General features: G+C 50.4%; 14 protein-coding genes. 4 read left to right on the top strand and 10 right to left on the bottom strand.

The window, feature by feature from the left end; all coding sequences use genetic code 11:
• Nucleotides 1-11: 11 nt before the first annotated feature.
• Entirely contained in the window at nt 12-608 is a 597-nt protein-coding gene (folE, locus tag M4J38_RS01830; RefSeq protein WP_251757816.1) for a GTP cyclohydrolase I FolE, read from the top strand.
• A gap of 44 nt (nt 609-652) precedes the next feature.
• A complete protein-coding gene (gene fabD, locus M4J38_RS01825; RefSeq protein ID WP_251757815.1) occupies nt 653-1,546 on the top strand; it encodes an ACP S-malonyltransferase in 894 nt (297 codons plus the stop codon).
• On the opposite strand, the gene M4J38_RS01820 is transcribed toward fabD, so the two are convergent.
• From M4J38_RS01820 to M4J38_RS01810, 3 genes are read right to left on the bottom strand one after another with little or no spacing between them, the layout of a single operon-like run.
• Nucleotides 1,543-1,992, bottom strand: a complete 450-nt coding sequence (locus M4J38_RS01820; protein ID WP_251757814.1) for a GNAT family N-acetyltransferase — start codon at nt 1,990-1,992, stop codon at nt 1,543-1,545. The two genes, fabD and M4J38_RS01820, sit on opposite strands and share 4 nt — an antisense overlap.
• A 2-nt stretch (nt 1,993-1,994) precedes the next feature.
• Entirely contained in the window at nt 1,995-3,215 is a 1,221-nt protein-coding gene (locus tag M4J38_RS01815; protein ID WP_251757813.1) for a PLP-dependent aspartate aminotransferase family protein, read from the bottom strand.
• A gap of 34 nt (nt 3,216-3,249) precedes the next feature.
• Nucleotides 3,250-4,245: a beta-ketoacyl-ACP synthase III gene (locus M4J38_RS01810; protein WP_251757812.1), complete on the bottom strand. Its 996-nt coding sequence runs from the start codon at nt 4,243-4,245 to the stop codon at nt 3,250-3,252.
• A gap of 64 nt (nt 4,246-4,309) precedes the next feature.
• Between M4J38_RS01810 and ruvA the strand changes: the two genes are divergently transcribed.
• Nucleotides 4,310-4,897: a Holliday junction branch migration protein RuvA gene (gene ruvA / locus M4J38_RS01805; protein ID WP_251757811.1), complete on the top strand. Its 588-nt coding sequence runs from the start codon at nt 4,310-4,312 to the stop codon at nt 4,895-4,897.
• Between the two features lie 109 nt (nt 4,898-5,006).
• Complete coding sequence (sprA, locus tag M4J38_RS01800; protein ID WP_251757810.1) at nt 5,007-12,092, top strand: cell surface protein SprA; 7,086 nt, start codon at nt 5,007-5,009, stop codon at nt 12,090-12,092.
• Nucleotides 12,093-12,100: 8 nt separating this feature from the next.
• On the opposite strand, the gene M4J38_RS01795 is transcribed toward sprA, so the two are convergent.
• The 7 genes from M4J38_RS01795 to dprA all read right to left on the bottom strand — a co-directional run bounded on the left by M4J38_RS01795 (nt 12,101) and on the right by dprA (nt 23,408).
• A complete protein-coding gene (locus M4J38_RS01795; protein ID WP_251757809.1) occupies nt 12,101-12,859 on the bottom strand; it encodes an SDR family NAD(P)-dependent oxidoreductase in 759 nt (252 codons plus the stop codon).
• 25 nt (nt 12,860-12,884) lie between these two features.
• Nucleotides 12,885-15,479 carry a gliding motility-associated C-terminal domain-containing protein gene (locus tag M4J38_RS19780; RefSeq protein ID WP_251757808.1) on the bottom strand — a complete coding sequence of 865 codons (2,595 nt, stop codon included), beginning with the start codon at nt 15,477-15,479 and terminating at the stop codon, nt 12,885-12,887.
• A gap of 92 nt (nt 15,480-15,571) precedes the next feature.
• Entirely contained in the window at nt 15,572-18,223 is a 2,652-nt protein-coding gene (locus M4J38_RS01785) for a PKD domain-containing protein (RefSeq protein ID WP_251757807.1), read from the bottom strand.
• 14 nt (nt 18,224-18,237) lie between these two features.
• Nucleotides 18,238-19,050, bottom strand: a complete 813-nt coding sequence (locus M4J38_RS01780) for an alpha/beta fold hydrolase (RefSeq protein ID WP_251757806.1) — start codon at nt 19,048-19,050, stop codon at nt 18,238-18,240.
• A gap of 5 nt (nt 19,051-19,055) precedes the next feature.
• Nucleotides 19,056-20,639, bottom strand: a complete 1,584-nt coding sequence (lnt, locus tag M4J38_RS01775) for an apolipoprotein N-acyltransferase (protein WP_251757805.1) — start codon at nt 20,637-20,639, stop codon at nt 19,056-19,058.
• 118 nt (nt 20,640-20,757) lie between these two features.
• Nucleotides 20,758-22,254, bottom strand: coding sequence for an IMP dehydrogenase (gene guaB / locus M4J38_RS01770; RefSeq protein WP_251757804.1), 1,497 nt, complete (start codon nt 22,252-22,254; stop codon nt 20,758-20,760).
• A gap of 44 nt (nt 22,255-22,298) precedes the next feature.
• Nucleotides 22,299-23,408, bottom strand: coding sequence for a DNA-processing protein DprA (gene dprA, locus M4J38_RS01765; RefSeq protein ID WP_251757803.1), 1,110 nt, complete (start codon nt 23,406-23,408; stop codon nt 22,299-22,301).
• Between the last annotated feature and the right edge of the window lie 85 nt (nt 23,409-23,493).

The following is a 23,493-nucleotide window of genomic DNA, read 5'->3' as shown; positions in this document are numbered from 1 at the left end:
AAACAATTCCGATGGCATACAAAAAAACTGAGCAGTACGATGAAACGGTTACTGCCGGCCTTATGGAAAACTATACCAGCGCGCTTTCCTTACTGGGAGAGGACCCCGACAGGGAAGGTCTTTTAAAGACCCCGGAACGCATGGCCAAAGCAATGCAGTTCCTGACCCAGGGCTACCAGATGAACGCGTACGATATTCTGAACTCCGCCAAGTTCAACGAAGAAGTGAACGAGATGGTAATTGTGAAGGATATTGAACTGTACAGCATGTGCGAGCACCACATGTTGCCTTTTTTCGGTAAAGCGCATATTGCGTATATCCCTAACGGATATATTACAGGGTTGAGCAAACTCGCCCGTGTTGTAGACGTATATGCCCGCCGTTTGCAGGTGCAGGAAAGGCTCACCAACCAGATACTTGATGCCATCAGGGATACCCTTCAACCCCTGGGCGTAGCCGTGGTGATTGAAGCGTCGCATCTTTGCATGATGATGCGCGGCGTACAGAAACAAAACTCCGTTACCACCACTTCCGCTTTCTGGGGCGAATTCGAGAAGAATGAAACCAGGAGTGAGTTCATCCGGCTGATTGGGTCGAAGCTGCATTAGGGTATTCAATAATTGCCTAATTTCGCTGCCCTAATACCTAGTAGATGAACAAACACGCCTATATTTTTCCCGGCCAGGGAGCACAGTTTCCTGGAATGGGAAAAGAATTGTATGAAACGAACCCGCTTGCCAGGGATATCTTTGAGAAAGCCAACGAGATTCTTCGCTTCCGGATTTCCGACATCATGTTCAACGGAAGCGCAGAAGAACTGAAGCAGACGAATGTTACGCAACCCGCTGTTTTCATCCATTCTGTAGCAGCTTACAATTCTCTTACAGATCCGAAGCCGGATATGGTGGCTGGACATTCTTTGGGAGAATTTTCAGCGCTGGTGGCCAACAAAACGCTTTTATTTGAAGACGCGCTCAAACTTGTATCCATCAGAGCCTCTGCTATGCAACAGGCATGTGAACTGACCCCTTCTTCCATGGCCGCTGTATTGGGGATGGAGGACGATAAAGTTGAGATGATCTGCGCAAAAGTGCAGGAAGAGTCCGGCGAAATTGTTGTGCCGGCCAACTATAACTGTCCCGGGCAATTGGTGATCAGTGGTACGATGAAAGGGGTGGAACTGGCGTTGGTGGCTTTGAAAGAAGCAGGCGCACGTAAATCACTGCTGCTGCATGTGAGCGGCGCATTCCATTCTCCATTGATGCAACCAGCCTGGAACGAACTTTCCGGCGCAATTGAGCATACAAAGTTTTCAACACCGATATGTCCTGTTTATCAGAACGTGGTTGCCGCTCCGGTGATGGACCCCAACGAGATTAAAGTAAACCTTGAAAATCAGTTGACCGGGGCCGTTAGGTGGACGCAAAGCGTGGAAGCCATGCTGAAAGATGGCGCGGTTGAATTTACCGAAAGTGGTCCTGGCCGCGTATTACAGGGACTGGTGCACAAAATCAACAAAGACGTTAAAGTAAACAGCGTACACTAGAAAGAGATGGCGCAGTTCACCCACTCGCCATCCAGCTTCGCCCCATATTTTTGATAGAATCGTATGGCAGGTTCGTTCCATTCCAATACCTGCCATACCATTCCACTCAATCCTTTTTCTTTGCCGTCGGCAATCAGGACGTCGAACAACATTTTACCCAACCCTCTTCCGCGCATTTTTTCAGTAACCAACAGGTCTTCGAGGTACAAACGCTGTCCTTTCCAGGTGCTGAACCGGATATAATAGAGCGCAAAGCCTTCCACCTTACCGCCTACTTCGGCTACCCATGCCCACCATACGGGGTTGGGGCCAAACCCGCTTTCTACGAAATGTTCCGGTGAAACAGTTACTTCTTCCGGAGCTTTTTCGTACACCGCGAGTTCATGCACCAGTTCAAGGATGCGGGTACAATCTTCGCGCTGCGCGCGCCTGATGATTACGGACATATTTATTGGAGCGCGTTTGCTATATCGTTGAGAATATCCTCTATGTTTTCAATGCCCACACTCATGCGGATCAGCCCGTCGGTAATGCCGGAAGCGATCCTTAATTCACGCGGAACACCGTAATGTGTCATACTTGCCGGATGGCTCACGAGCGTATCCGTAGTACCCAGCGATACTGCTTTCGTACAGAAGCTGAGTTGGTTGATGAACTTCATGCCACCTTCTAATCCATCTTTCAGTTCGAAACTGAGCATGGGGCCGGGATGACGCATCTGGCGGGAAGCCAGCGCATGGTCAGGGTGATGGGCAAGCCCGGTATAATTTACTTTCGCGATCGCGGGATGTTTATCCAGGAATTCCGCTACGGCCATCGCATTGCTGCAATGCCGGTCCATTCTCAGCTCCAGGGTTTTGATCCCGTTGATCAGCAGGTACGCGTCGAAGGGGTTGGCGTTGCCGCCCAGCAGCCTGTACCATTTGAGTACAGTGGTATTCATCGCCTGGATGTCTTTTCCCACCAATACGCCACCGATGGCCGTACCATGACCGTTCAGGTATTTGGTGGTGGAATGGAAAACATAATCAGCGCCCATCTTAAAAGGCTGTTGCAGATAGGGCGTAGCGAAAGTATTGTCAACCGAAACTTTCACCTGGAAACGTTGCGCCACGGTGCAGATCATTTCAATATCCACGCATTGGAGTGTGGGGTTGGCCGGTGTTTCCAGGTGTATCCAACGGATGTTGGGATCGTTCTTCAGCAATTGTTCCAGTTCATCCGCATTGTCGAGGCGATGCAATAATGTTTCTATACCCATCGGTGGTAACACGCGGTGCAGTAATTCGTGCGTGCCGCCGTAGAGGGAGAAATGAGACAACACTTTATCCCCGGCTTTCAGGTTGGCGAGGAACATGGTGGTCATGGCGGCCTGCCCGCTGGCGTGCAGCAGGGCTTTCAGCTGGATGCGGTCCCCATCTTTATCGGCTATTCCGAATCCCTCCAGAGCACATATCTTTTCTTCCGCTTCGGTAAAGTTTGGATTACCCCAGCGGGTGTAGATGTACCCTGGTTCTTTTCCTTCAAAGCGCAGCATGCCCTGTTCCGCGGAGTCGAACGTAAAAGTGGACGACGCATAAATAGGTGTCAGGTGCGCATTATTGGGATCGGGCTGGTGACCGGCATGGATGGCGGTGGAGCCGAACCCTGAAAGCTGTTGTTTGCTCATGTTCTTATTTGATGATTGAAGGGAAGGCTTATTATTAGTAAGCCCATTTAACCCAGATGGCGCCCCAGGTGAATCCGCCGCCGAAGGCCGCGAGCACCAGGTTATCGCCTTTCTTTAATTGTGATTCCCATTCCCAAAGGCACAGTGGTATGGTGGCCGCTGTCGTGTTGCCGAAGCGTTGGATGTTCAGCATGACCTTATCGTGGGAAAGTCCGATCCTGTCGGCGGTGGCATCGATGATCCTTTTGTTGGCCTGGTGCGGTACCAGCCAGGCGATGTCGTCACCGGTGAGGTTATTGCGTTCCAGGAGTTCATAGCTTACATCGGCCATTCCTTTCACGGCGGCTTTGAAAACAGGCTGACCTTCCTGGTAAGCGTAGTGCATTTTTTTATCCACGGTTTCATGGGAGGCGGGGTTGAGGGATCCACCCGCTTTCATGTGCAGGTGGGGGGCGCCGCCACCGTCGCTGCGCAGAATACTGTCTATGATGCCCGATTCCGGGTCGGTGGAAGGTTCCAGTAACACGGCACCGGCACCGTCTCCGAAAATAATGCAGGTGGCACGATCAGTGTAGTCGATGATGGAACTCATTTTATCAGCGCCCACTACTACAACTTTTTTATACCGTCCGCTTTCGATCAGCGCGGCCCCTACTGAAAGGGAGTAGAGGAACCCACTGCACGCGGCGGCCAGGTCGAATCCCCAGGCGTTCACCGCGCCCAATTTGTGGCAGGCGAGGTTGGCGGTGGAAGGGAAAACCATATCGGGTGTAACTGTCCCCACGATCAGACAGTCAATTTCAGAGGGTTCAATTCCTCTTTTGCGGCACAGTTCCTGCACGGCCGGCACCACCATGTCGGAGGTAGCCTTTCCTTCTCCCTTCAGTATTCTTCTTTCCTCCACACCCGTCCGGGTGCGGATCCATTCATCTGTGGTGTCTACCATCTTCTCCAGGTCGGCGTTCGTAAGTCTGTCTTCCGGAACATAGCCTCCCACCGCTGTAATGGCGGCAGTGATCTTATTCGTCATGAAACGTGGTTTAAGTTTTTTTCAAGAATGGGTGTAAAATTAAGGGAAATCCTATTTTCGCAGTATGATCGCCTTTCTGAAAGGAAAATTTACGGTAAAAACGCCTGCCATTGCGCTGATGGATGTGCACGGCGTAGGATACGAAGTCCACATCAGCCTTCCAACCTATTCCTATATCCAGGATAAGGAGGAAGGTATGCTCCATACCTGGCTCCAGGTCAGGGAAGATGCACATGTATTGTACGGCTTCTATTCCCTCGAAGAAAAACAACTTTTCCTTCACCTCATCAGTGTTTCAGGCGTGGGCGCCGCCACCGCCCGGGTAATGCTCTCTTCGCAGAAGCCGGAAGATATTGTGGCCGCCATTACCCAGAGTAACGTGAAGTGGCTGGAACAGATCAAGGGGATCGGGAAGAAGACCGCGGAGCGGATCATCGTCGAGCTGAAAGACAAACTTGGAAAACACAACACAACTGTTACTAATATTTCATTGCCGGCAGGCAATAGTTTGGAACAGGATGCGTTAAATGCGTTAATCGCGCTGGGCATTGCCCGCGCTACTGCCGAACAGGCCATTAAAAAGGTGCTGAAAGCAGACAATGGAACCGAAAACCTTGAAACCATCATCAAAAAATCCCTGCAAGCTATTTGAACCATTTCTACCCGTTAACACAAAACTAGTTTTGACCAGACGCGCTTTTCAAATACTAACAGCAACTTTGTTGGTTGCCGCAGGGTGGATTTTGTTTCAGCACAGGGCCGTGGCCGCACCACTTAAAGCATTCCAACAACAGGATACCGCCAAAACTGCTGCAGATACGTTGAAGTATCCCCTCCGCGACCGGAGAGGCGATGCTATGACCAATCCGCAACGGAAAGGCTTCGATTTCAGAGATCCCTCCAATATTGAAAGAACGGTAGAATACGACCCCAAAACCAACCAGTATTATATTGTAGAAAAGATCGGGACCCGGTATTACAGGAATCCCATTGCCCTCAGCTTCGATGAATTCCTCCAGTTGAAAGGCAGGATGGATGAAGAAAACTATTTCCGCCAGCGGGCCGCCACGCTTTCCGACCTGAACCGGAAACTGGATAAACCCCAGTTGCAGATGCACGAGAGTTTCTTCAACCGGCTCTTCGGCAATGGCAAGGTGGATATCCGTCCGCAAGGGTATGTAGACATTATGGCCGGCTACCAGGGACAGAACATCAAGAATCCCACGCTGCCCGAACGCGCCCGTAGAAACGGCGGCTTCGATTTTGACCTCAACGCCAACCTCAATGTGATCGGTAACATCGGCGACAAACTTAAACTGCCCATCAGTTACAATACCCAGTCCACTTTCGATTTCGAGAACCAACTGAAACTCGATTACGTGGGCCGCGATGATGAGATCGTGAAACGCTTCGAAGCGGGGAACGTGAACTTCTCTTCCAAAGGAACGCTTATTCCAGGCGCCCAATCCCTGTTCGGGGTGAAAACCCAGATGCAGTTCGGTAAACTTTTTGTGACCGGCGTACTCGCCAACCAGCGCTCGCAACGCAGTTCGCAAACCACGCAGGGCGGAGCCGCCACACAAACTTTCGAGATTAAAGCAGACGAATACGAAGAGAACCGCCACTTCCTGCTAGGTCAGTACTTCAGGAACAACTATAACACCGCCATGAGCAACCTGCCCGTGGTGAACTCTCAGGTGCAGATCCTCCGTATGGAAGTATGGGTCACCAACAGGAACGGCGCTACCACCGACACCCGTGATGTGGTGGGCCTGATGGATATTGGTGAAGCCGACCCTTTTAACGCGAACATCAATTCGCTGACTGCTAATCCATTGCCCGACAACAATGCCAACGATCTTTACAGTAGGCTGGTGCAGGATCCTTCCTCCCGCAGCCCGGCCCTCGTACAAAGTAGGTTGAATGCTTTCGGATTAAGACCCGTGGAAGATTTTGAAAAAACCTTCGCCCGGAAACTCCGCCCCGACGAATATTATTACAATCCGCAAATAGGCTTTATTTCACTGATTCAGCAACTCCGGGAAGATGAAGTGCTCGCGGTGGCTTACCAATACCAATACAATGGCCGTGTAATCACGGTAGGGGAGTTCTCTCAGGATGTGCCACCGGATACCACCAGCACCTTACCCGGAACCTCCAAAGTGTTGTTCCTGAAATTGCTGAAAGCCACCTCCCAACGAACTTATCTTCCGCTCTGGGACCTGATGATGAAGAACGTGTACGCCGTTGGCGCTTACAACCTGCAGCGGGAAGATTTTAAACTGAATATTCTTTACCAGGAACCAAGTTTAGGTGAAAAACGTTTTCTTCCCGAAGGTGATCTCGCCGGTGTGCCCCTGCTTACCGTGCTGAACCTGGACCGGCTCAACAACCAGAACGATCCCCAACCCGATGGGGTGTTCGATTATATTGAAGGGTTTACAGTCGTCACGCAACAAAGCCGCGTGATCTTCCCCCTGCTGGAACCTTTTGGTCGCGACCTGGATTCCATCGCTTTCCGGAACAGTCCGCAGGAACTGAAAGATAAGTATGTCTATTATCCATTGTACGATACCATCAAGTCTATCGCCTCCACGTATGCGAACCTGAACCGTTATGTGATGCGGGGAACGGCAAAAAGCAGCGGAGGAGATGGCTCCGAGATCAGCCTGAACGCGTATAACGTGCCGCCGGGTTCCGTTACGATCACCGCAGGCGGACAATTGCTCGTAGAGAATGTGGACTATGTGATCGACTACAGTCTTGGGACGGTGAAGATTCTCAACCAGAGCATCATCAATTCCAATGTGCCGGTTGACGTGCAGTTCGAGAACAACGCCAGTTTCGGTTTGCAGCAACGGAACTATATGGGATTGCGGCTGGATTACCTGTTCAGCGAAAAATTCACGTTAGGCGCCACGATGGTGCGTTTGGGCGAAAGACCTTTCTTCACCAAAATGCAGATCGGCGAAGACCCTATTAAGAATACCATGTATGGGGTAGACTTCAACTACAAATCTGAAATACCCCGGCTTACCCGCTGGCTGGATAAACTTCCTTTTTACAGCACCAACGCACCTTCCAGCATCAATGCCTACGGAGAGGCCGCTTACCTGAAACCGGGTCACCCCGCGCAGATCGGGAAAGGAGATGCCGGTCTTGTTTATATCGATGATTTTGAAGGAACCCGCAACAGCATCGACCTTCGTTTCCCGCTCATAGGCTGGACCCTCGCTTCCACACCACAAGGCAATCCGCTGTTCCCGGAAGGGGAACTGAGTAATAACCTGGCCAACGGCCAGAACCGTGCCCGCATCGCCTGGTACAATATCGAACCTACTTTGCAGGACCGGCGGGCCATCAACAACCCGTTGCGGGATAATGTGAATGAACTTTCCAAGCCGGAAACCCGTTCGGTAAACAGCCAGGAGATATTCCCCCAGCGAACGCCTGACCTGGGACAGAACCAGTTGGTGACCTTCGATATGGCTTATTACCCCATGGATAAAGGCCCGTATAACTTTGATACCCGACCCGGAAGTCTGGGGCCCGATGGACGCCTTTCCAACCCCCGCGACCGCTGGGGTGGGATCATGCGCGGCCTTGACCAGATCGACTTCGAAACCGGGAACGTGGAATTCATCGAATTCTGGGTACAGGATCCCTATCTCCTTAAACCCGGAGCCTCAGGCGGAAAGCTTTTCTTCAACCTCGGAAATATTTCAGAAGATATTCTACGCGATTCCCGTCGCCAGTTCGAAAATGGACTGAATACGCCCAACATTCCTTCTCCTTCCGATACTTCCACCGTTTGGGGAAAAGTGCCGGCCAACCCGATCCAGGTAACGAACGCGTTCAGCAATGATCCCGCAGACAGGGAATTTCAGGATGTGGGACTGGATGGATTGACCGATGAGGAAGAACGCGTGAAATTCTCCGCCTACCTCGATGCCCTCCGGAGTATTTACGGTCAAAATTCAAGCGTTTACATAGAAGCTTTCAATGACCCGGCCAACGATAACTTCGTCAACTACCGGAACGATATTTACGACAAAAGCAATACGGGTATCCTTGGCCGTTATAGCCGCATCAATAGTCCACAGGGAAACTCACCCATCGCTTCCAGCGGCGACCAGCTTACCACCGCGTTTACGTTGTATCCTGACCAGGAAGACCTGAACAGGGACAATACATTAAACGAACTGGAAGAATATTTTGAATACGGTGTGGACATCCAGCCCAACATGCCCGTGGGTTCCAACTTCATTACCGATAAGCGCCAGGTAAGCGTACGCTTGCAGAATGGCACCACGAGGAATGAAACCTGGTACCAGTTCCGTATTCCCATCGCGGAATACCAGAACAAAGTGGGCAATATCCCCGACTTTAAATCCATCCGTTTTGTAAGGATGTACCTCACCGGTTTTGAAGATACTGTAGTGCTCCGTTTCGCGAAACTGGACCTCGTGCGCAACCAGTGGCGGAAGTTCGCCTACCAGCTGGATACCGCCGGGCGATACATCGACATCGATCCCAATTCCACCACCACACTCAATACACTGGCCGTAAACATTGAAGAGAACGACCGCCGTTCTCCCGTACCGTACCGCATACCGCCCGGCATCGAAAGGATGCAGCAACTCAGTAACAATAACGTGAACCTGTTGCAGAACGAACAGGCCCTGAGTTTACAGATCTGCAACCTGCAGGAAGGCGAAGCGCGTGGCGTTTTCAAAACCATGAATATGGACTTCCGCCAGTATGGAAGGTTGTCTATGTTCACACATGCGGAATCCGTGATCGGACAGTTCCCTGTGGGAGATGGTAAACTGAACGCTGTGATCAGGATCGGAACGGATTTCGTTTCCAACTACTATGAGATCAAAATTCCGTTGGTGATCACACAACCCGGGCAGAGCCTGGATTCACTCGTATGGCCTTCGGCGAATAACCTCGATTTCGATTTGAGCCTGCTCACCAGTCTGAAAGTGGAACGAAATAATGTCGGCAACTCGCTTCAATACTATCGCCGTGTCATCAACGGGAAGAGTTATGCCATTTACGGGAACCCGAACCTGGGCGAAGTGCGCGGTATATTCTTAGGGATCGAAAACCCGGATGATAATGGTACCGCACTTTGTACCGAAGCCTGGTTCAACGAACTGCGCCTTTCGGCCATCGATGAAAAAGGCGGTTACGCCGCTTTGGGCAGGGTAGACATTACGCTGGCCGATCTGGGTACCGTTACCGTTTCCGGGAACGTAAAAAGTCGTGGATTCGGCACATTGGAACAACGCGCCAATGAAAGATCGAGAGAGGACTATTCACAGTTTGATATCGCCACCAATCTTGAGTTGGGCAAATTGCTTCCGCAAAAAGTAGGTGTGTCTATTCCAGTGTATGCGGGCGTTACGCGAACCGTTAGTACGCCGGAATACGATCCTTACGATCTGGATATTACATTTAAAGAAAAGCTCAACAACGCCGCCGCGGCTGATAAGGATTCCATCCGCGATGACGCGATCACGCAAACCACCATTAAGACCGTGAACTTCACGAATGTGAAGAAGCTGAATACTTCCGGAAAGCCTTTGAAGATCTATAGTATCGAGAACCTTGATTTCTCCTATTCTTATACCAAAACGGAAAGCAGCAGTCCGCTCATTCAGAACGATGAGCTCACCCGCCACCGCGGTGGTGTGGGGTATAACTATACGGCGCAACCGAAATACTGGGAGCCTTTCAAAAAGCTGATCCGGTCGCGATCGCCGTGGTTTAACCTGCTGAAAGATTTTAACCTGAATCCCGCACCGTCGCTGCTGGGCTTCCGGGCCGATGTGAACCGCCAGTTCGGTGCGATACGTCCGAGAAATGTTGGCGGCGGCAACTACCAGATTCCGGAGACCTACGATAAATACTTTGTGTTCGACCGCATCTACAACCTGCGCTGGGATATCTCGCGTGCGCTGAATCTTGATTTCTCAGCCACCAACAACGCCCGGATCGACGAACCGGTTGGAAGGATCAATACCAAAGAAAAACAGGATTCCGTAAGAAAGAACTTCCTGAAAGGCGGCAGGAATACGTTGTACCGCCAGAGTGCAAAAGTGGCCTACACGTTGCCTACCAGCAAATTGCCCATTCTGGACTGGACCTCCGTGAAAGTGGGTTACGCCGCGGGCTACAACTGGATCGGCGCCTCAAGGCTGGCGATCGCCCTTGGCAATACCATTGAAAACAGCCAGCAGCGGAACATTACAGGTGAATTTGATTTCACCATGCTGTACAGCAAATCGAAGTTTCTGCGCGCCCTGGAAGGTGAACGCGTGAAACAGGATAAAAAAGCGGGCGATAAAAAAGACAGTACAGCGAATAAGAATACCCGCCGCGATCCCAATCCTCCGGTTGAAATGAGTGGCTTTGTACGCGGTATCGGAAAAGTGCTCACTTCCCTGAAAAGGGTAAGCGTTACCTACGATGAAACGTACAACACCAGGTTACCGGGTTATACCGACAGTACCGAGTTCCTCGGTCAGAACTGGGCCACCATGTCGCCCGGATTCGACTTCATATTCGGAAGGCAACCCGATACTTCCTATATAAATGATTTCGCCCGCAAAGGAAGACTGACCCGTGATCCGAATTTCAACCTGCTGATCCAACAGAGTTTCACGCAGCAATTGAATGTGATCGCACAACTGCAGCCCGTTCGTGACCTTACCATCGACCTGAACCTGAACAAGCAGTTCAATAAGTCATATTCTGAATTGTACAAGGATACCACCGGCTCCAGCGGGTTCTCCCGGTTGAGTCCATATACGGCAGGCGGTTTCAGCATCAGCTATATTTCTTACCAGACATTGTTCACGCCTTTCAAGGTGAATGAAATTTCTGAAACCTTCCGCCAGTTTGAAGCGAACAGGTTAGTCCTCTCTCAGCGACTGGGTGCGAAGAATGGTTACAGTGGCGGACAGGGTGCTGACGGATATTATGAAGGCTATGGGAAATACGCGCAGGATGTACTGATCCCAGCCTTCCTGGCAGCGTATACCAATAAAGATCCGAACAGTGTTGAACTGATAGAGCAATCGAATCCGAACATCAAATCGAACCCTTTCAAAAATATACTGCCCAAGCCGAACTGGACCATTACCTACAATGGACTGTCACGGATAAAGGCGCTGGAAAAAACATTCACCAACGTAACCTTGAAACATGCGTACAACAGCACGCTGAGCATGAACAGTTATACATCAGCGTTACTGTACACGGATCCGCTCGGACTGGGCATGCCCGGCTTTATCGATTCCGTTTCCGGCAACTTCGTACCGTATTTCCTGGTGCCCAACGTGACCATCAGCGAAAGGTTTGAGCCGTTTATTGATGTGGACCTTCAGTTTACTAATCAACTGACTACCCGTTTTGAATACCGCAAAAGCAGAACGCTGAGCCTGAGTTTGATTGATTACCAACTGAGTGAGAATCGTACCACAGAATACACGATTGGCGCGGGCTGGCGCAAAAGAGGTTTCCCGCTTCCGTTCCGCGTGAAACTCCCGGGGCAGAAAGAAGCATCTAAAAAACTGGACAACGATATCAATTTCAGGCTTGACCTCAGCTGGCGCGATGATGCCACCGCGAACAGCAGGCTCGACCTGAACAGCGCGCTTCCTACTTCCGGGCAACGGATCGTTACCATTTCACCATCCATCGATTATGTATTGAACAATCGGGTGAACGTGAAGTTGTTCTTCGATCAGCGGCGCGTGGAACCGAAAGTGTCCACTTCGGCACCCATCACCACAACACGTGCGGGATTACAGGTGCGGGTATCGCTGGCCCAATAGGCCGCGGGTTACTTTTTAAAAGTATGTACTGAATTGGCCTGGGCCGTTGGCGTAACCACCAGGTCGTTGATGCACACATGCGGGGGGAGCGACGTGGTATAGAAAACAATATCGGCGATGTCTTCTCCGCGCAGCGGTTCATACCCTTTGTATACGGCATCGGCCATCGCCTGATCGCCTTTGAATCGGACGAGGGAAAACTCCGTTTCCGCTGCTCCCGGATGAATGGCCGTAACCTTGATGCCATGCTCCAGGAGATCGATGCGCATTCCTTTGGAGATAGCGTCCACCGCATGTTTGGTGGCGCAGTACACATTTCCTTTCTCGTAAACTTCTTTCCCGGCGATGGAACCGATGTTGATGATGTGCCCGGTATTTCCCGCGATCATCAGTGGAATCACGGCCTTGGAGGTATAAAGCAGTCCTTTCAGGTTGGTATCTATCATCGCTTCCCAGTCGTCAAGTGAGGCATCTTCAAAATGGTCCCTTCCGGCAGCCAGTCCTGCGTTGTTGACCAGTACATCAATTTTTTTCCAGGCATCGGGAAGTGTTTCGATGGCGGAAAAACCGGCCGCTTTATCCCGGATGTCATAGCACAATGCCAGTGTTTCCGCCTTGTATTTTTGTTTCAGTTCGGCGCAAAGTTCCTCCAGTCTTTCTTTCCTTCTTCCGATAACAATCAGTTTCCAGCCGTTGGCGGCGAATTTATGGGCGATGGCTTTTCCGAAACCGGCGGTGGCTCCGGTTACAAGTATGGTTTGCTGCATAGTTCAATCTTTCGCCAATAATACGTCATCTTACCAAAACTACCGTTCCCTTCCTGAGCATGGGATTGCCCATATAGTCCGTTCCGGCGGCCATCCAAACGAATCCTTCGGCTGATTGCGGTTTGCCGTTCACCGTTCCGTCCCATCCTTTTGTAGGATCGCTGGTGCCGAACACCTGTTGCCCCCAGCGGTTATAGATACGGAAATAATCGAACTTCATGATGCCCACGGGAATAGCTTTTAAAACATCGTTGTGTCCATCGGCATTAGGCGTGAATGCATTGGGAACGAAGATGTCCGGGCCGGTCTTAAATACTTTCACGTTCAACGTGTCATAAGCGTAACATCCAAAGGGCGTGATCACTTTCAGGGAATAAGAAGCGTCTTCCGTAAGCAGGGCGAGGGGCCGCTGGGAGAAAGGATCGTTTAACCCAATGGGAGGCGTCCATTCATACAGTTCGCCGCCGGAAGCGTTCAACTGAAGGGGCTGATTGGTGACCACCAGCGTATCGTTCCCGGCAAAGGCCATTACCTCTGGCATCACATTCACAATGGTCGTATCCCGGAATGGTTTGGGGCAACCTACAGTGTCCGTAACCGTTAGTACATATGCTGTGGTGACTTTAGGACTTGCCACCGGGTTCATGCTTCGGGTATTCGATAGCGTTGGTAAAGGTGACCAGTTGAAGAATGCGCCTGTGTAGGAGCCGATCAGGATGGCGGAAGAATCCAGGCAGATGGTGTGATCGGGACCTGCATTGGCTTCGGGGTAGGGGATCACGTTCACGTTTACGGAACTGGTGGCAGCACATTTTCCGATGGTGCCTTCAACGGTAAAGGTGGTGGACACAGTTGGTGCTACTTTAGGATTTTTCAAGCGGTTGTTGTTCAGCAAACCTTCCGGTGTCCAGGTAAAACCAAGCGCGTCACCGGATGGGCGTAATGTGATGCTGTCCGTCTGGCAGATAGTCGTATCCCTTCCCGCATCAATCGTAACGAAGGAGCGGGTATCCACGAATACAGAATCAATATTTTCACAACCAGGAACGGTGACCAGGTTCACATAATATTTTGTAGGCACATCAGGACTTACGAGCGGGGAGGGACCGGTAGTTGAACTGATCATGTAGTTCGGGCTCCAGGTGAAAGTGCCGATGCCGCTTGCGTTCAGCTGTAAGGTATCTATGGTGCAAATGAGCGTATCGTTGGTGAGTTGTATTGGCGGCTTCAGCAAAACGTTCACGTTACTCGAAATGGTGTCCCTGCATCCTTTACTGGTGCCTACAATCATGGTTACCAATCGTGTGCCTACGCTGCCATAGGTGTAGGTTGGATTCCGAGTATTGCTGGTGTCTGCCAGAGTACTTATATCTCCGAAATCCCAATGCCTGTAGTTCACGGTGCCGTACCTTGCCGTGGTGGTATCTTCAAAACTGATGGGAACGGTGGCGCAGGATTCAAAGAAGCGGAAACCCGGACGAAAACCCGGATACACCCGAACGGTAGCAGTGGTAACATCGGAGCAATCCTGTCCGGGGTTGGTGGTAAGGGTGATCGTATACGTTCCCGTATCGGGGAAAGTGAAAGTGGGATTCATTTCGTTGGAAACATCCGTGTTGGTGCCGGGCACGCCAAAATCCCATTGCTGCGCATTGATAAGGGGGCTATTGTTCCTGTTACTCGGACTGAAAGTAAAAGATTCGCACAGCTGGTATTCCGGGTAGAGCACGGCATCAGTGGTAAGACAACCGGCCACGGCCACCTGGATATCTTTTCTATTCACATTGATCAGTCTGCCATTGCGGTATTCCGAGGCGCAAACGGTAAGCACATAAATACCGGCATAAGGTGCTGTACCACTCACCAGGCCTGTATTCGGATTGATGCTTACTGTTAAACCCATTGGTGATCCGCCACTGTATCCGGGAGAGTATGGCACACTGTTGTAGGGAGGAGCATCTGGCGTTGTGGGAGAAGGAGAGTTCATGCTTCCGCCCATATATGCCTCACACAATTCATAGGTCACCACATCACCCTGATCCGGATCGGCCGCGCCGAAATCATATTCAAAATAAGAGTTTGCACAGATCAGCACATCATCTTTTCCCGTAAAACGAGCGCTGTTGTTGGCAGGTGCGGTGGGTTCGCTTAAAGAGCCAGGTATCGTGGCGAGATAGGTAACCCCCATGCTGGATGAATTCAGCACATTCTCAATGCCACCTACCCGACAGCAACGCTGGAAAGAAATGGTATAGCCGGCGGTGGAGGCGGGAAGGTTTATTTCTGCTACATAGTAGCCTACTTCATAACACAATTGCGGTGGATTACTGATACAGGGGCTGATGGAACCAAGTGTAACCTGTTCTACGGTTGAGCGATTAACCGATTCTGTTCTCACCAGGCTATTGGTGCCATTGGAGAATACGCCAAACTGCACGGTAAGGTCCAACTGAGCGCCTGAAGAATAGCAGTCTCTGTAAAGTTTGAGTGTTACCCTGTAGTTGTGTCCGTTTCCGGATGATCCGAGGTATTCATAAAACATTTCACCTCCGGTGATATGGCGGGACATCACAGGGTAGCCGGCAGCAAAAAGAAGCACAAAGATCAAGAGTTTTCTCACCGTCCTTTGTTTTTGGGCTGGTTGTCAAAAACGGGGTCAAAGGAACTGGGTTTCTGCTCTGAATTTACAATTTAAATCCGGAAAATAAAATGTTATTTCACCAGTACAGCGGTACCTTTCCGGAACACTTTTTTACCGGTATAATCCACGCCGTCGGCCTGCCAAACAAACGTACCGGTACTTTGTTGTTTCCCGTTTATTTTTCCGTCCCAGCCTGCGGAAGGGGTGGAGGTACTGAAAACGAGCTGCCCCCATCGGTTATAAACGCGGAAGTAATTGAATTGGGCTATACCCACCGGGTATGCGCGGAATATGTCGTTGTGGCCATCGCCATTGGGAGAGAAGGCATTGGGAACGAAAATATCTGGAGCTGTTCGGAACACTTTTACGGACATCGTATCGTAAGCGTAACAACCTTCATTGGTAATTACTTTCACGCTATAAGTCTGATCGGAGGAAATGTTTGCAATGGGGTTGAATATGCGGGTGTTGCTTAATCCCAACGGCGGATCCCATTCATAAATGTCGCCTCCCGTAGCGTTCAGCAGGAGTGGCTGTCCCACAACGATAGCGGTATCATTTCCCGCGAAAGCCGGTACAGGTGGAATCACGGTCACCAATGCTGTATCAGTAACTGGTTTCAGGCACCCTGTAAGGTATTGCGCGGTGAGGTAATATTCGGTGGTGGTGGCCGGGAAAGCCGTTGGCGTAAGGGTATTCGAATTTAGTAATGTTGAAGCCGGACTCCAGGAAAACCTGTCAGCGTTGTGTGTACCCGTTAATAGTACAAGTGAATCGGTACAGATAACATGGTCCTGCCCGGCGTTTACAATGGGATAGGGGAAGCCGAAAACGGTTACCTCATCCGTTGCGGAACATTTCCCGATACTTCCGATTACCTGGTAGGTGGTGATGGCTGCAACCGGCGTAGCTACGGGGTTTTTGACGTTATCCCTGTCGAGCGTGCCTGCCGGGGTCCAGAGAAAATATAGCGCGTCTGTTTCGGGTTTCAGCGTAAGGTCATCTGTGAGACAGATGGTGGTATCGTTTCCCGCATAAAGTGTAACGAAATCTACCACGTTCACTTTTACGGAATCCTGCGCTTTGCAGCCGAGGTAATCCAGGTCCACAATATAGGTGGTGGTTACATCAGGTGAAACCAGCGGCTCCGCCACAGTGAGATCGCTGATCATATAGTTTGGAGACCAGGTGTAGGTGCCCGGGCCATTCATTCTGAGTTGAAGCGTATCAATGCTACAAATCAGAGTATCACGAAAACCAAGTTGAACAACGGGTTTGTCGGGCAATTCAAATGTCTGGTATAAGGTATCGGTACAACCTTTGTCGTTGCCGGAAATGAGCATGACGTTCCTTGTTCCTGATGTACCGTATTTGTAGTCAGGATTTTGCTGGGAAGAAATATCCGTCGTGGTGGAAAGGTCGCCGAAGTCCCATTTCCAGGAGTTTACGGTTCCATGCTGGGAAACGGTCTTATCAATAAACTTTACGGGAACATCCACGCATCCTGCCACAATCTCAAAATCTGTGTTAAAGCCCGGGTAAACGCCTACGGTGGTGGTGGCGGAGTCGGAACAGTCGCCGTTCCTGTTGATGACCAGCTTAACGGTATAATCTCCAGGGGTTGGAAACACGAAGGTGGGCGAGGGGTCGGTGGAGGGCGTTGAGCCGGGTACGCCAAAGTCCCAGTAATAAGTTCGGATAAGCGACGAGTTGGAAAGATTACTGAATGTATACGATAGGCCATCGCAGGTTACAGCATTGATTGGCAGATCAGCGTCGGCGATCTGGCAGGCCGTAACTTTTAATATGAAGTCTTTTCTGTGTGTACTGATCACATTTCCGTTCCTTCTTTCTGTGATACATACATTCACCACAAAATAAGAAACACCGTTTGGACGGATATTTCCGCCCGTTGGGGCTATGCCGGATATGATTCCGGTGGAACCATTGATGGAAACATTACTGCCCAGCGGGCTGGCCCCACTGTAGCCGGCCTGGTAAGAAAGGTTGTTGTATTGCGCGGGCGAAGACGGGGCCGATTCTGTGGCGTTCCCCTTCGTTCCGCTTCCATAAGCGGAACAAAATTCGTAGGTAAGCTCATCTCCATCGGGATCGGTGGCTGAGAAATCGAGGGTAAGGTTGTTGCCCCTGCATACCAGAGAGGCGTCACTCAGGGCGAAAACCGGACTGGAATTCACATCAGTTGCACCAAGCGTACTACTACCCGGAATCCTGGCCACATACGTTGCGCCAGGTGATCCGCTTTCTGAGTTGCCGTTGGCGATGGTATTGCTGATGTTGTCAATTCTGCAGCAGGTCTGGTAGGCAATGGTATAGCCGAACTCATTGCGGGCGAGGTCACGTGTAAAAGTAAAATAACCGACATCGTAACAAACGCGCGGCGCGTTAATGATACAAGGTGAAGGGTTGTCAAGGGAAAGACGATCCATTCTGGTTCTGGAAACGTTTATGGGAACAACGGTACTGTACGCTCCATTGGTAAGGTTTTCAAAAAGGCCTATGATTACGCTTGTAGGCATTGTAGCCACATTAGTACCTCCGGCGTCGCAATCTCTGAAAAGCCGGAGCGTGATTTCGTATCGCAGCGTGCCATTCGCGCCGGGACCGATATATTTATAGAACATTTCACCCCCCGAAATATGGGCGGCGAAACTTATGATACTCAGCAGTGCCAAAACACCGGTTCCAATCAGTTTTTTCATCATCTCTGTTAGAATCACTCCTTATAAACGGCAATTTCCCGCAAAAATTTCTCCAAAATAGCCATGCTCTTTTCTTTTTCTTCAAACATACCCATATGCGCCGACGATTCCAGTATTTCCAGGTAAGCAACTGCCGGAAGATAAGTTTGCGGCAAAGTATCGGCAAACGATACCGCCTGATCCTGTTTCCCGAGGATGAACAGTACCGGCACGGTCGCATTTTTCAGCACTTCGGTTCGCTCCGGCCTCGCGATCATTGATTCGTAATATTGTATCAACGCTGCATCGGTAAACGTTTTTCCGTGATCCATTATCTGCTGAACAGTTTCGGGATGGCGCTCACAGAATTCGGGAGTGAACAGGTTGGGTGTGGACTGTTTAAGAAAAGCGGCTGCTCCGTTGTTTTCGATAAAACGGATGCCTTTCCGCCGGGCTTCCACCTTTTCCTGGCTGTCGGCCAGGGCTGTGGAATGGAACAGGCCGAATCCCGTGAGTTTATCGGGATATTGTTCCGCGAACGCCAATGTGATGTATCCGCCCATACTATGGCCTACCATCGACAAAGCAGTGATCTTTTCATGCGCCACTATCTCGTGTATGGCTCCGGCATAATCATCAATCGAGGAAAGTGATGGATTAAGGGGAGAATGCCCGCTTCCGGGCACATCGGGAAATAGTACGGTGAAATTTTTACTTAATCGCTGAATGGTTTCTTTCCAGATATGATGGTCCTCTCCAAAACCATGTACCAGTATTACCGCGGGGCCCTCACCCGTTTTGCCGTAAAAAACCGGCTGTCCTTTAAATAGTACTTCATTTCTGAACATGGGAATTATTTTAGCGCGTGGTTTTTAATGGTGAAGGTGGCGATAAGTAATACGGCCAGCAAGAGGAGCGCGGCTTTTGAAAGAACGTCTCCGAACCTTGAAAAGAAAGTGAGCGTTTCCGATGGATAAATCTCTTGTTTTATGGCGGAAGACTCATCCCATGGTTGAGGCTGATAAACCTTTCCCAGCGGGTCTATAAAGCACGAAATACCGGTGTTGGCGCTTCTGGCCACCCATCTTCTGTTTTCTATGGCACGCAGCCGCGCATATTGCATGTGTTGTTTATAGCCAGGGGTATTTCCCCACCATCCGTCGTTGGTGATGATCGCGATGATGTTCGCGCCGTTACGGGCATAAGTAGCCATGAATTCACCGTAAACACTTTCGTAGCATATCGAAGGGGCGATCTTAAAGAAGTCATCTTCTTTACCCAAAACAGTTCGTTCCTTCTGACTGCCATAAGTGCCGGCGATGCCACCGAATTCTCCCGCCAGTGAAGCCATAAAACCGAGCCAGGACGGGATCATTTCCACTCCGGGTACCAACCTGGATTTGTGGTACAACTGAATGGAAGTGTCCTGATGTATCAACGCACCGGAATTAAACGCTTCATAATACTGATCGGTTTCCCCCAGCCTGCGGGCACTTAATGTTTTTGGCGCGTCCTTTGGAAGTCTCCTGTACCCGTCGATGCCCGTAAAGAGGTTGACGTCCGGATGCCGTTGCAGGAAATCGTACACCGGATAAAAGAAATAGTTCTGTTTCAGTTCTTCTTCCCATGCCTGCACCGGGATGGCGGTTTCCGGCCATATTACCAGCGCGGTGTTTTCATCGATCTGCGATTCGCTCAACCGGATCAATTGCTGTATCTGCATTTCCTGCGTGCCCGCAAGAAATTTTTCTTCGTAGGGATCAATGTTGGGTTGCACCACTACCACATTGCGGGCGGGCTGCTTTCTGTTACCGGTTCTCCATTGTATGAGCGAAAAGGAAAACAGCAGCGGCAATAGTATTGCGCTTGCCGCAGCGATGGATTTCCTGCGGAATCCTGCTTCGGCGGTAAGCAGCCGGAACAACATCAGGTTCACCAGTAACACCCAGCACGAGCCTCCGCTGGTGCCGGTAATTTCATACCATTGTACCCAGTCTGGTTGTGTAGCGAATACATTTCCAAGGGTCATCCAGGGCCAGCTAAGGCCCCAGTTCTGCAAGTGAAAATACTCCATACTCAGCCAGGCCAGCAACCAGGCATATCCTCCCCAGGTAGCACCCTTTCTTGTTAATACAAAATGGTAGATGAACCAGGGAAAAAGCATCACAAGGGTATTCACCAGTACTGCCGCTACCATGCCTATGCCACTCGCGTTCCATATCCACCAGGTGGTGAGGCCGTTCCATACAGCCATCGCAAGCGCCGTGCACAACATGAATTTGCGCCGTGACGGCGTAGTTGTGCCCAGGTACAATAACGGGACGAATCCAAAAAATACCAGGAAACTAAGGGGAGATACCGGCCAGGCCGCCCATAATAATAGGGCAGCAACCAGTGCAAGACCCCATCCGGGGAAAGTCGAATACTGTTTTTTCATTGCAGGAAAGTGGAAATTAAAGAAATCTGGCGATTGACTGTTCTTTTTCCAGGCTTAAACAAAAGGGAGGATGTATCCATTAAGACGCATCCTCCCTTTGTTTTGTACACCACAACTTTTATTTTCTGCTGTAGTTGGGAGATTCTTTTGTTATTTCCACATCATGGGCGTGGCTTTCGCGCATACCCGCGTTGGTGATTTTAACAAAGGTTGCGTTCTGAAGCGCCTTAATGTCTTTAGAGCCGGTATAGCCCATTCCTGCGCGCAATCCGCCTACGAACTGCGCCACTACTTCGTTCAGGTTACCCTTGTACGCGATGCGTCCTTCGATTCCCTCAGGCACCAGTTTCTTAATGCCGTCTTCCATATCCTGGAAATAACGGTCGCTGCTTCCCTGTTGCATGGCGCCGATTGAACCCATACCCCGGTATTCTTTAAATTTCCTGCCTTCGTAAATAATGGTTTCACCCGGACTTTCTTCGGTGCCTGCGAAAACACTACCCATCATCACCACATTGGCACCTGCGGAAAGCGCTTTCACCATATCTCCGGTATAACGGATACCACCATCCGCGATTACCGGAATGCCTTTTGCTTTCAGGGCCGCCGCCGCTTCCATGATGGCGGTGAGTTGCGGTACGCCGGCTCCGGCCACAATGCGTGTGGTACATATAGAACCTGGTCCAATACCTACTTTAACGGCATCAGCTCCTGCATCCGCAAGTGCTTTCGCGCCCGCGGCTGTGGCGATGTTCCCTGCTATAACCTGTAGTCCTTTAAAGTTTTTCTTCAACGACTTTAACGCGTTGATTACGCCAATATGGTGACCGTGCGCACTATCCAGGCTCACCACATCCACGCCGACTTGTTGTAAAGCCGCGGCGCGGTCGTGAAGGTCTTTGGTAATGCCGAGCGCGGCTCCTACCAATAACCTGCCGTACCCGTCTTTTACAGCATTGGGGTTATTGATGAGTTGAAGGATATCGCGGTAAGTGATCAATCCTATCAGTCGTCCCTGTTTGTTGACAACGGGAAGCTTCTCGATCTTGTATTGACGGAGAATCTGTCCCGCTTTTTTCATGTCTGTACCTTCGGGTGCGGTGATGAGGTTTTCTTTTGTCATCACTTCCTGTACTTTTCTCCGTTTGTCGGTTTCAAAGCGAAGGTCTCTGTTGGTGAGGATACCCACCAGTTTTTCTTTCGCGTCGGTAATGGGAATACCACCGATCTTATTCTCTTTCATCAGCCTTAACGCGTCGGCGATGGTTGCGTCTTCGTGTAATGTAACCGGATCGATGATGAGGCCGCTTTCACTTCTTTTAACTTTTCTTACATGTTCGGCCTGCTTTTCCACGCTCATGTTCTTGTGGAGAATGCCTAAACCACCTTCTCTCGCCAGCGCTATGGCCAGCGTGGCTTCCGTAACGGTATCCATTGCCGCGGAGAGCATGGGGATGTTCAGTGTGATGGATTTTGTGAGTTTACTGCGGATGTCGGCTTCCCGTGGAAGTACTTCAGAAAAACCTGGAGCCAGGAGCACATCATCAAATGTAAGTCCCTCACCAAAGAAGCGGGAGGTGATACTTTTTGCCGTGGAGTTGTTTATTCTTGCCATGTGCAAAGATAGCGTACAGCGTCCCTAGCTTCCAAATGAAATTTTTATGGCCCTCTTAATTTGTATGTTTTTCCGGGTAGCGAAACAACTATCCCTTTCATTTCCAACTGCAAAAGTACCGCCGAGACCTTTCCAGCGCTCATGTTCGCAAAGCCGCCCACCACATCGGCATGCAGGATGCCTTGTTCTTTTAGTATTGTCGTCACGGATAGTTCCTGCTCATCCATTTCGGGGAAAAAACTGGGTTGTACCGGAGTGGCCATTTTTTCCGGGATGTCCCAGGACATGCACCTGATCACATCTTCGGCGGAATGAATCAGTTGCGCCGTTTGCCGTGCTATCAGCATATTGCATCCCCTGCTTTTCTCATCGTGTATTCTTCCCGGAAAGGCGAACACATCACGATGGTACCCCTGGGCCAGTTCGGCTGTAATGATACTGCCGCCTTTTTCCCCGGTTTCCACTACAATTGTGGCGTCTGCCATTCCCGCCACAATCCGGTTCCTGCTCGGGAAATGATGTTTTTCGGGTTGTATGCCCGGACCAAACTCTGTTAATAAGCCACCGCCATTTAATATGCGTTTGGATAGTTCATAATGTTCTGACGGGTAAATCACATCCGGACCACTTGCCATTACAGCAACGGTGGTTAATCCATGCCTTAACGCTTCATGGTGCGCGATGCCATCTATTCCATGCGCCAGTCCGCTGATCACCAGCACCTGGTGACGCGCAAGGTCCTGTACTAATTGTTCTGTTAGTTGCTTACCATAGCGCGTATGGTTGCGTGTTCCGATAATACTGATGGCCCTGGCGGGATTCAGGTCGCATTGGCCACGGAAGTACAATATGGTAGGGGGATCATAACAATGTGTGAGCCTGCGCGGGTAAGCCGGATGGGTAAGGAAAAGAGAACTTATATTTTTTCTTTCCAGGGATTCGATCGTAGCGGACATCTTCCTGAAATCAGTAAACCCCTTGATAATGCCTGCTCTTCTGCGGCCCACACCTTCTGTTCTTTCCAATTCTTTCAGGGATGCCCTGAAAACCTGTTCCGCTGACCCGAACTGCTGGATCAGTAACCTCGCCACCACTTTCCCAATCGCCGGTAAACTGGCCAGGGCCATTTCAAAAACATTCACACACGGATTCATAACGCACATTTATAACCGCAAGCTACAGTATGCGCTGGTCGCCGGCAATAGGTGAAATCACGGTTTTAACGCGTTTTTTCACCTA

The organism is Parasegetibacter sp. NRK P23, assembly GCF_023721715.1.
Lineage (GTDB): Bacteria > Bacteroidota > Bacteroidia > Chitinophagales > Chitinophagaceae > Parasegetibacter.
This window is presented reverse-complemented; position numbering and strand designations above follow the sequence as displayed.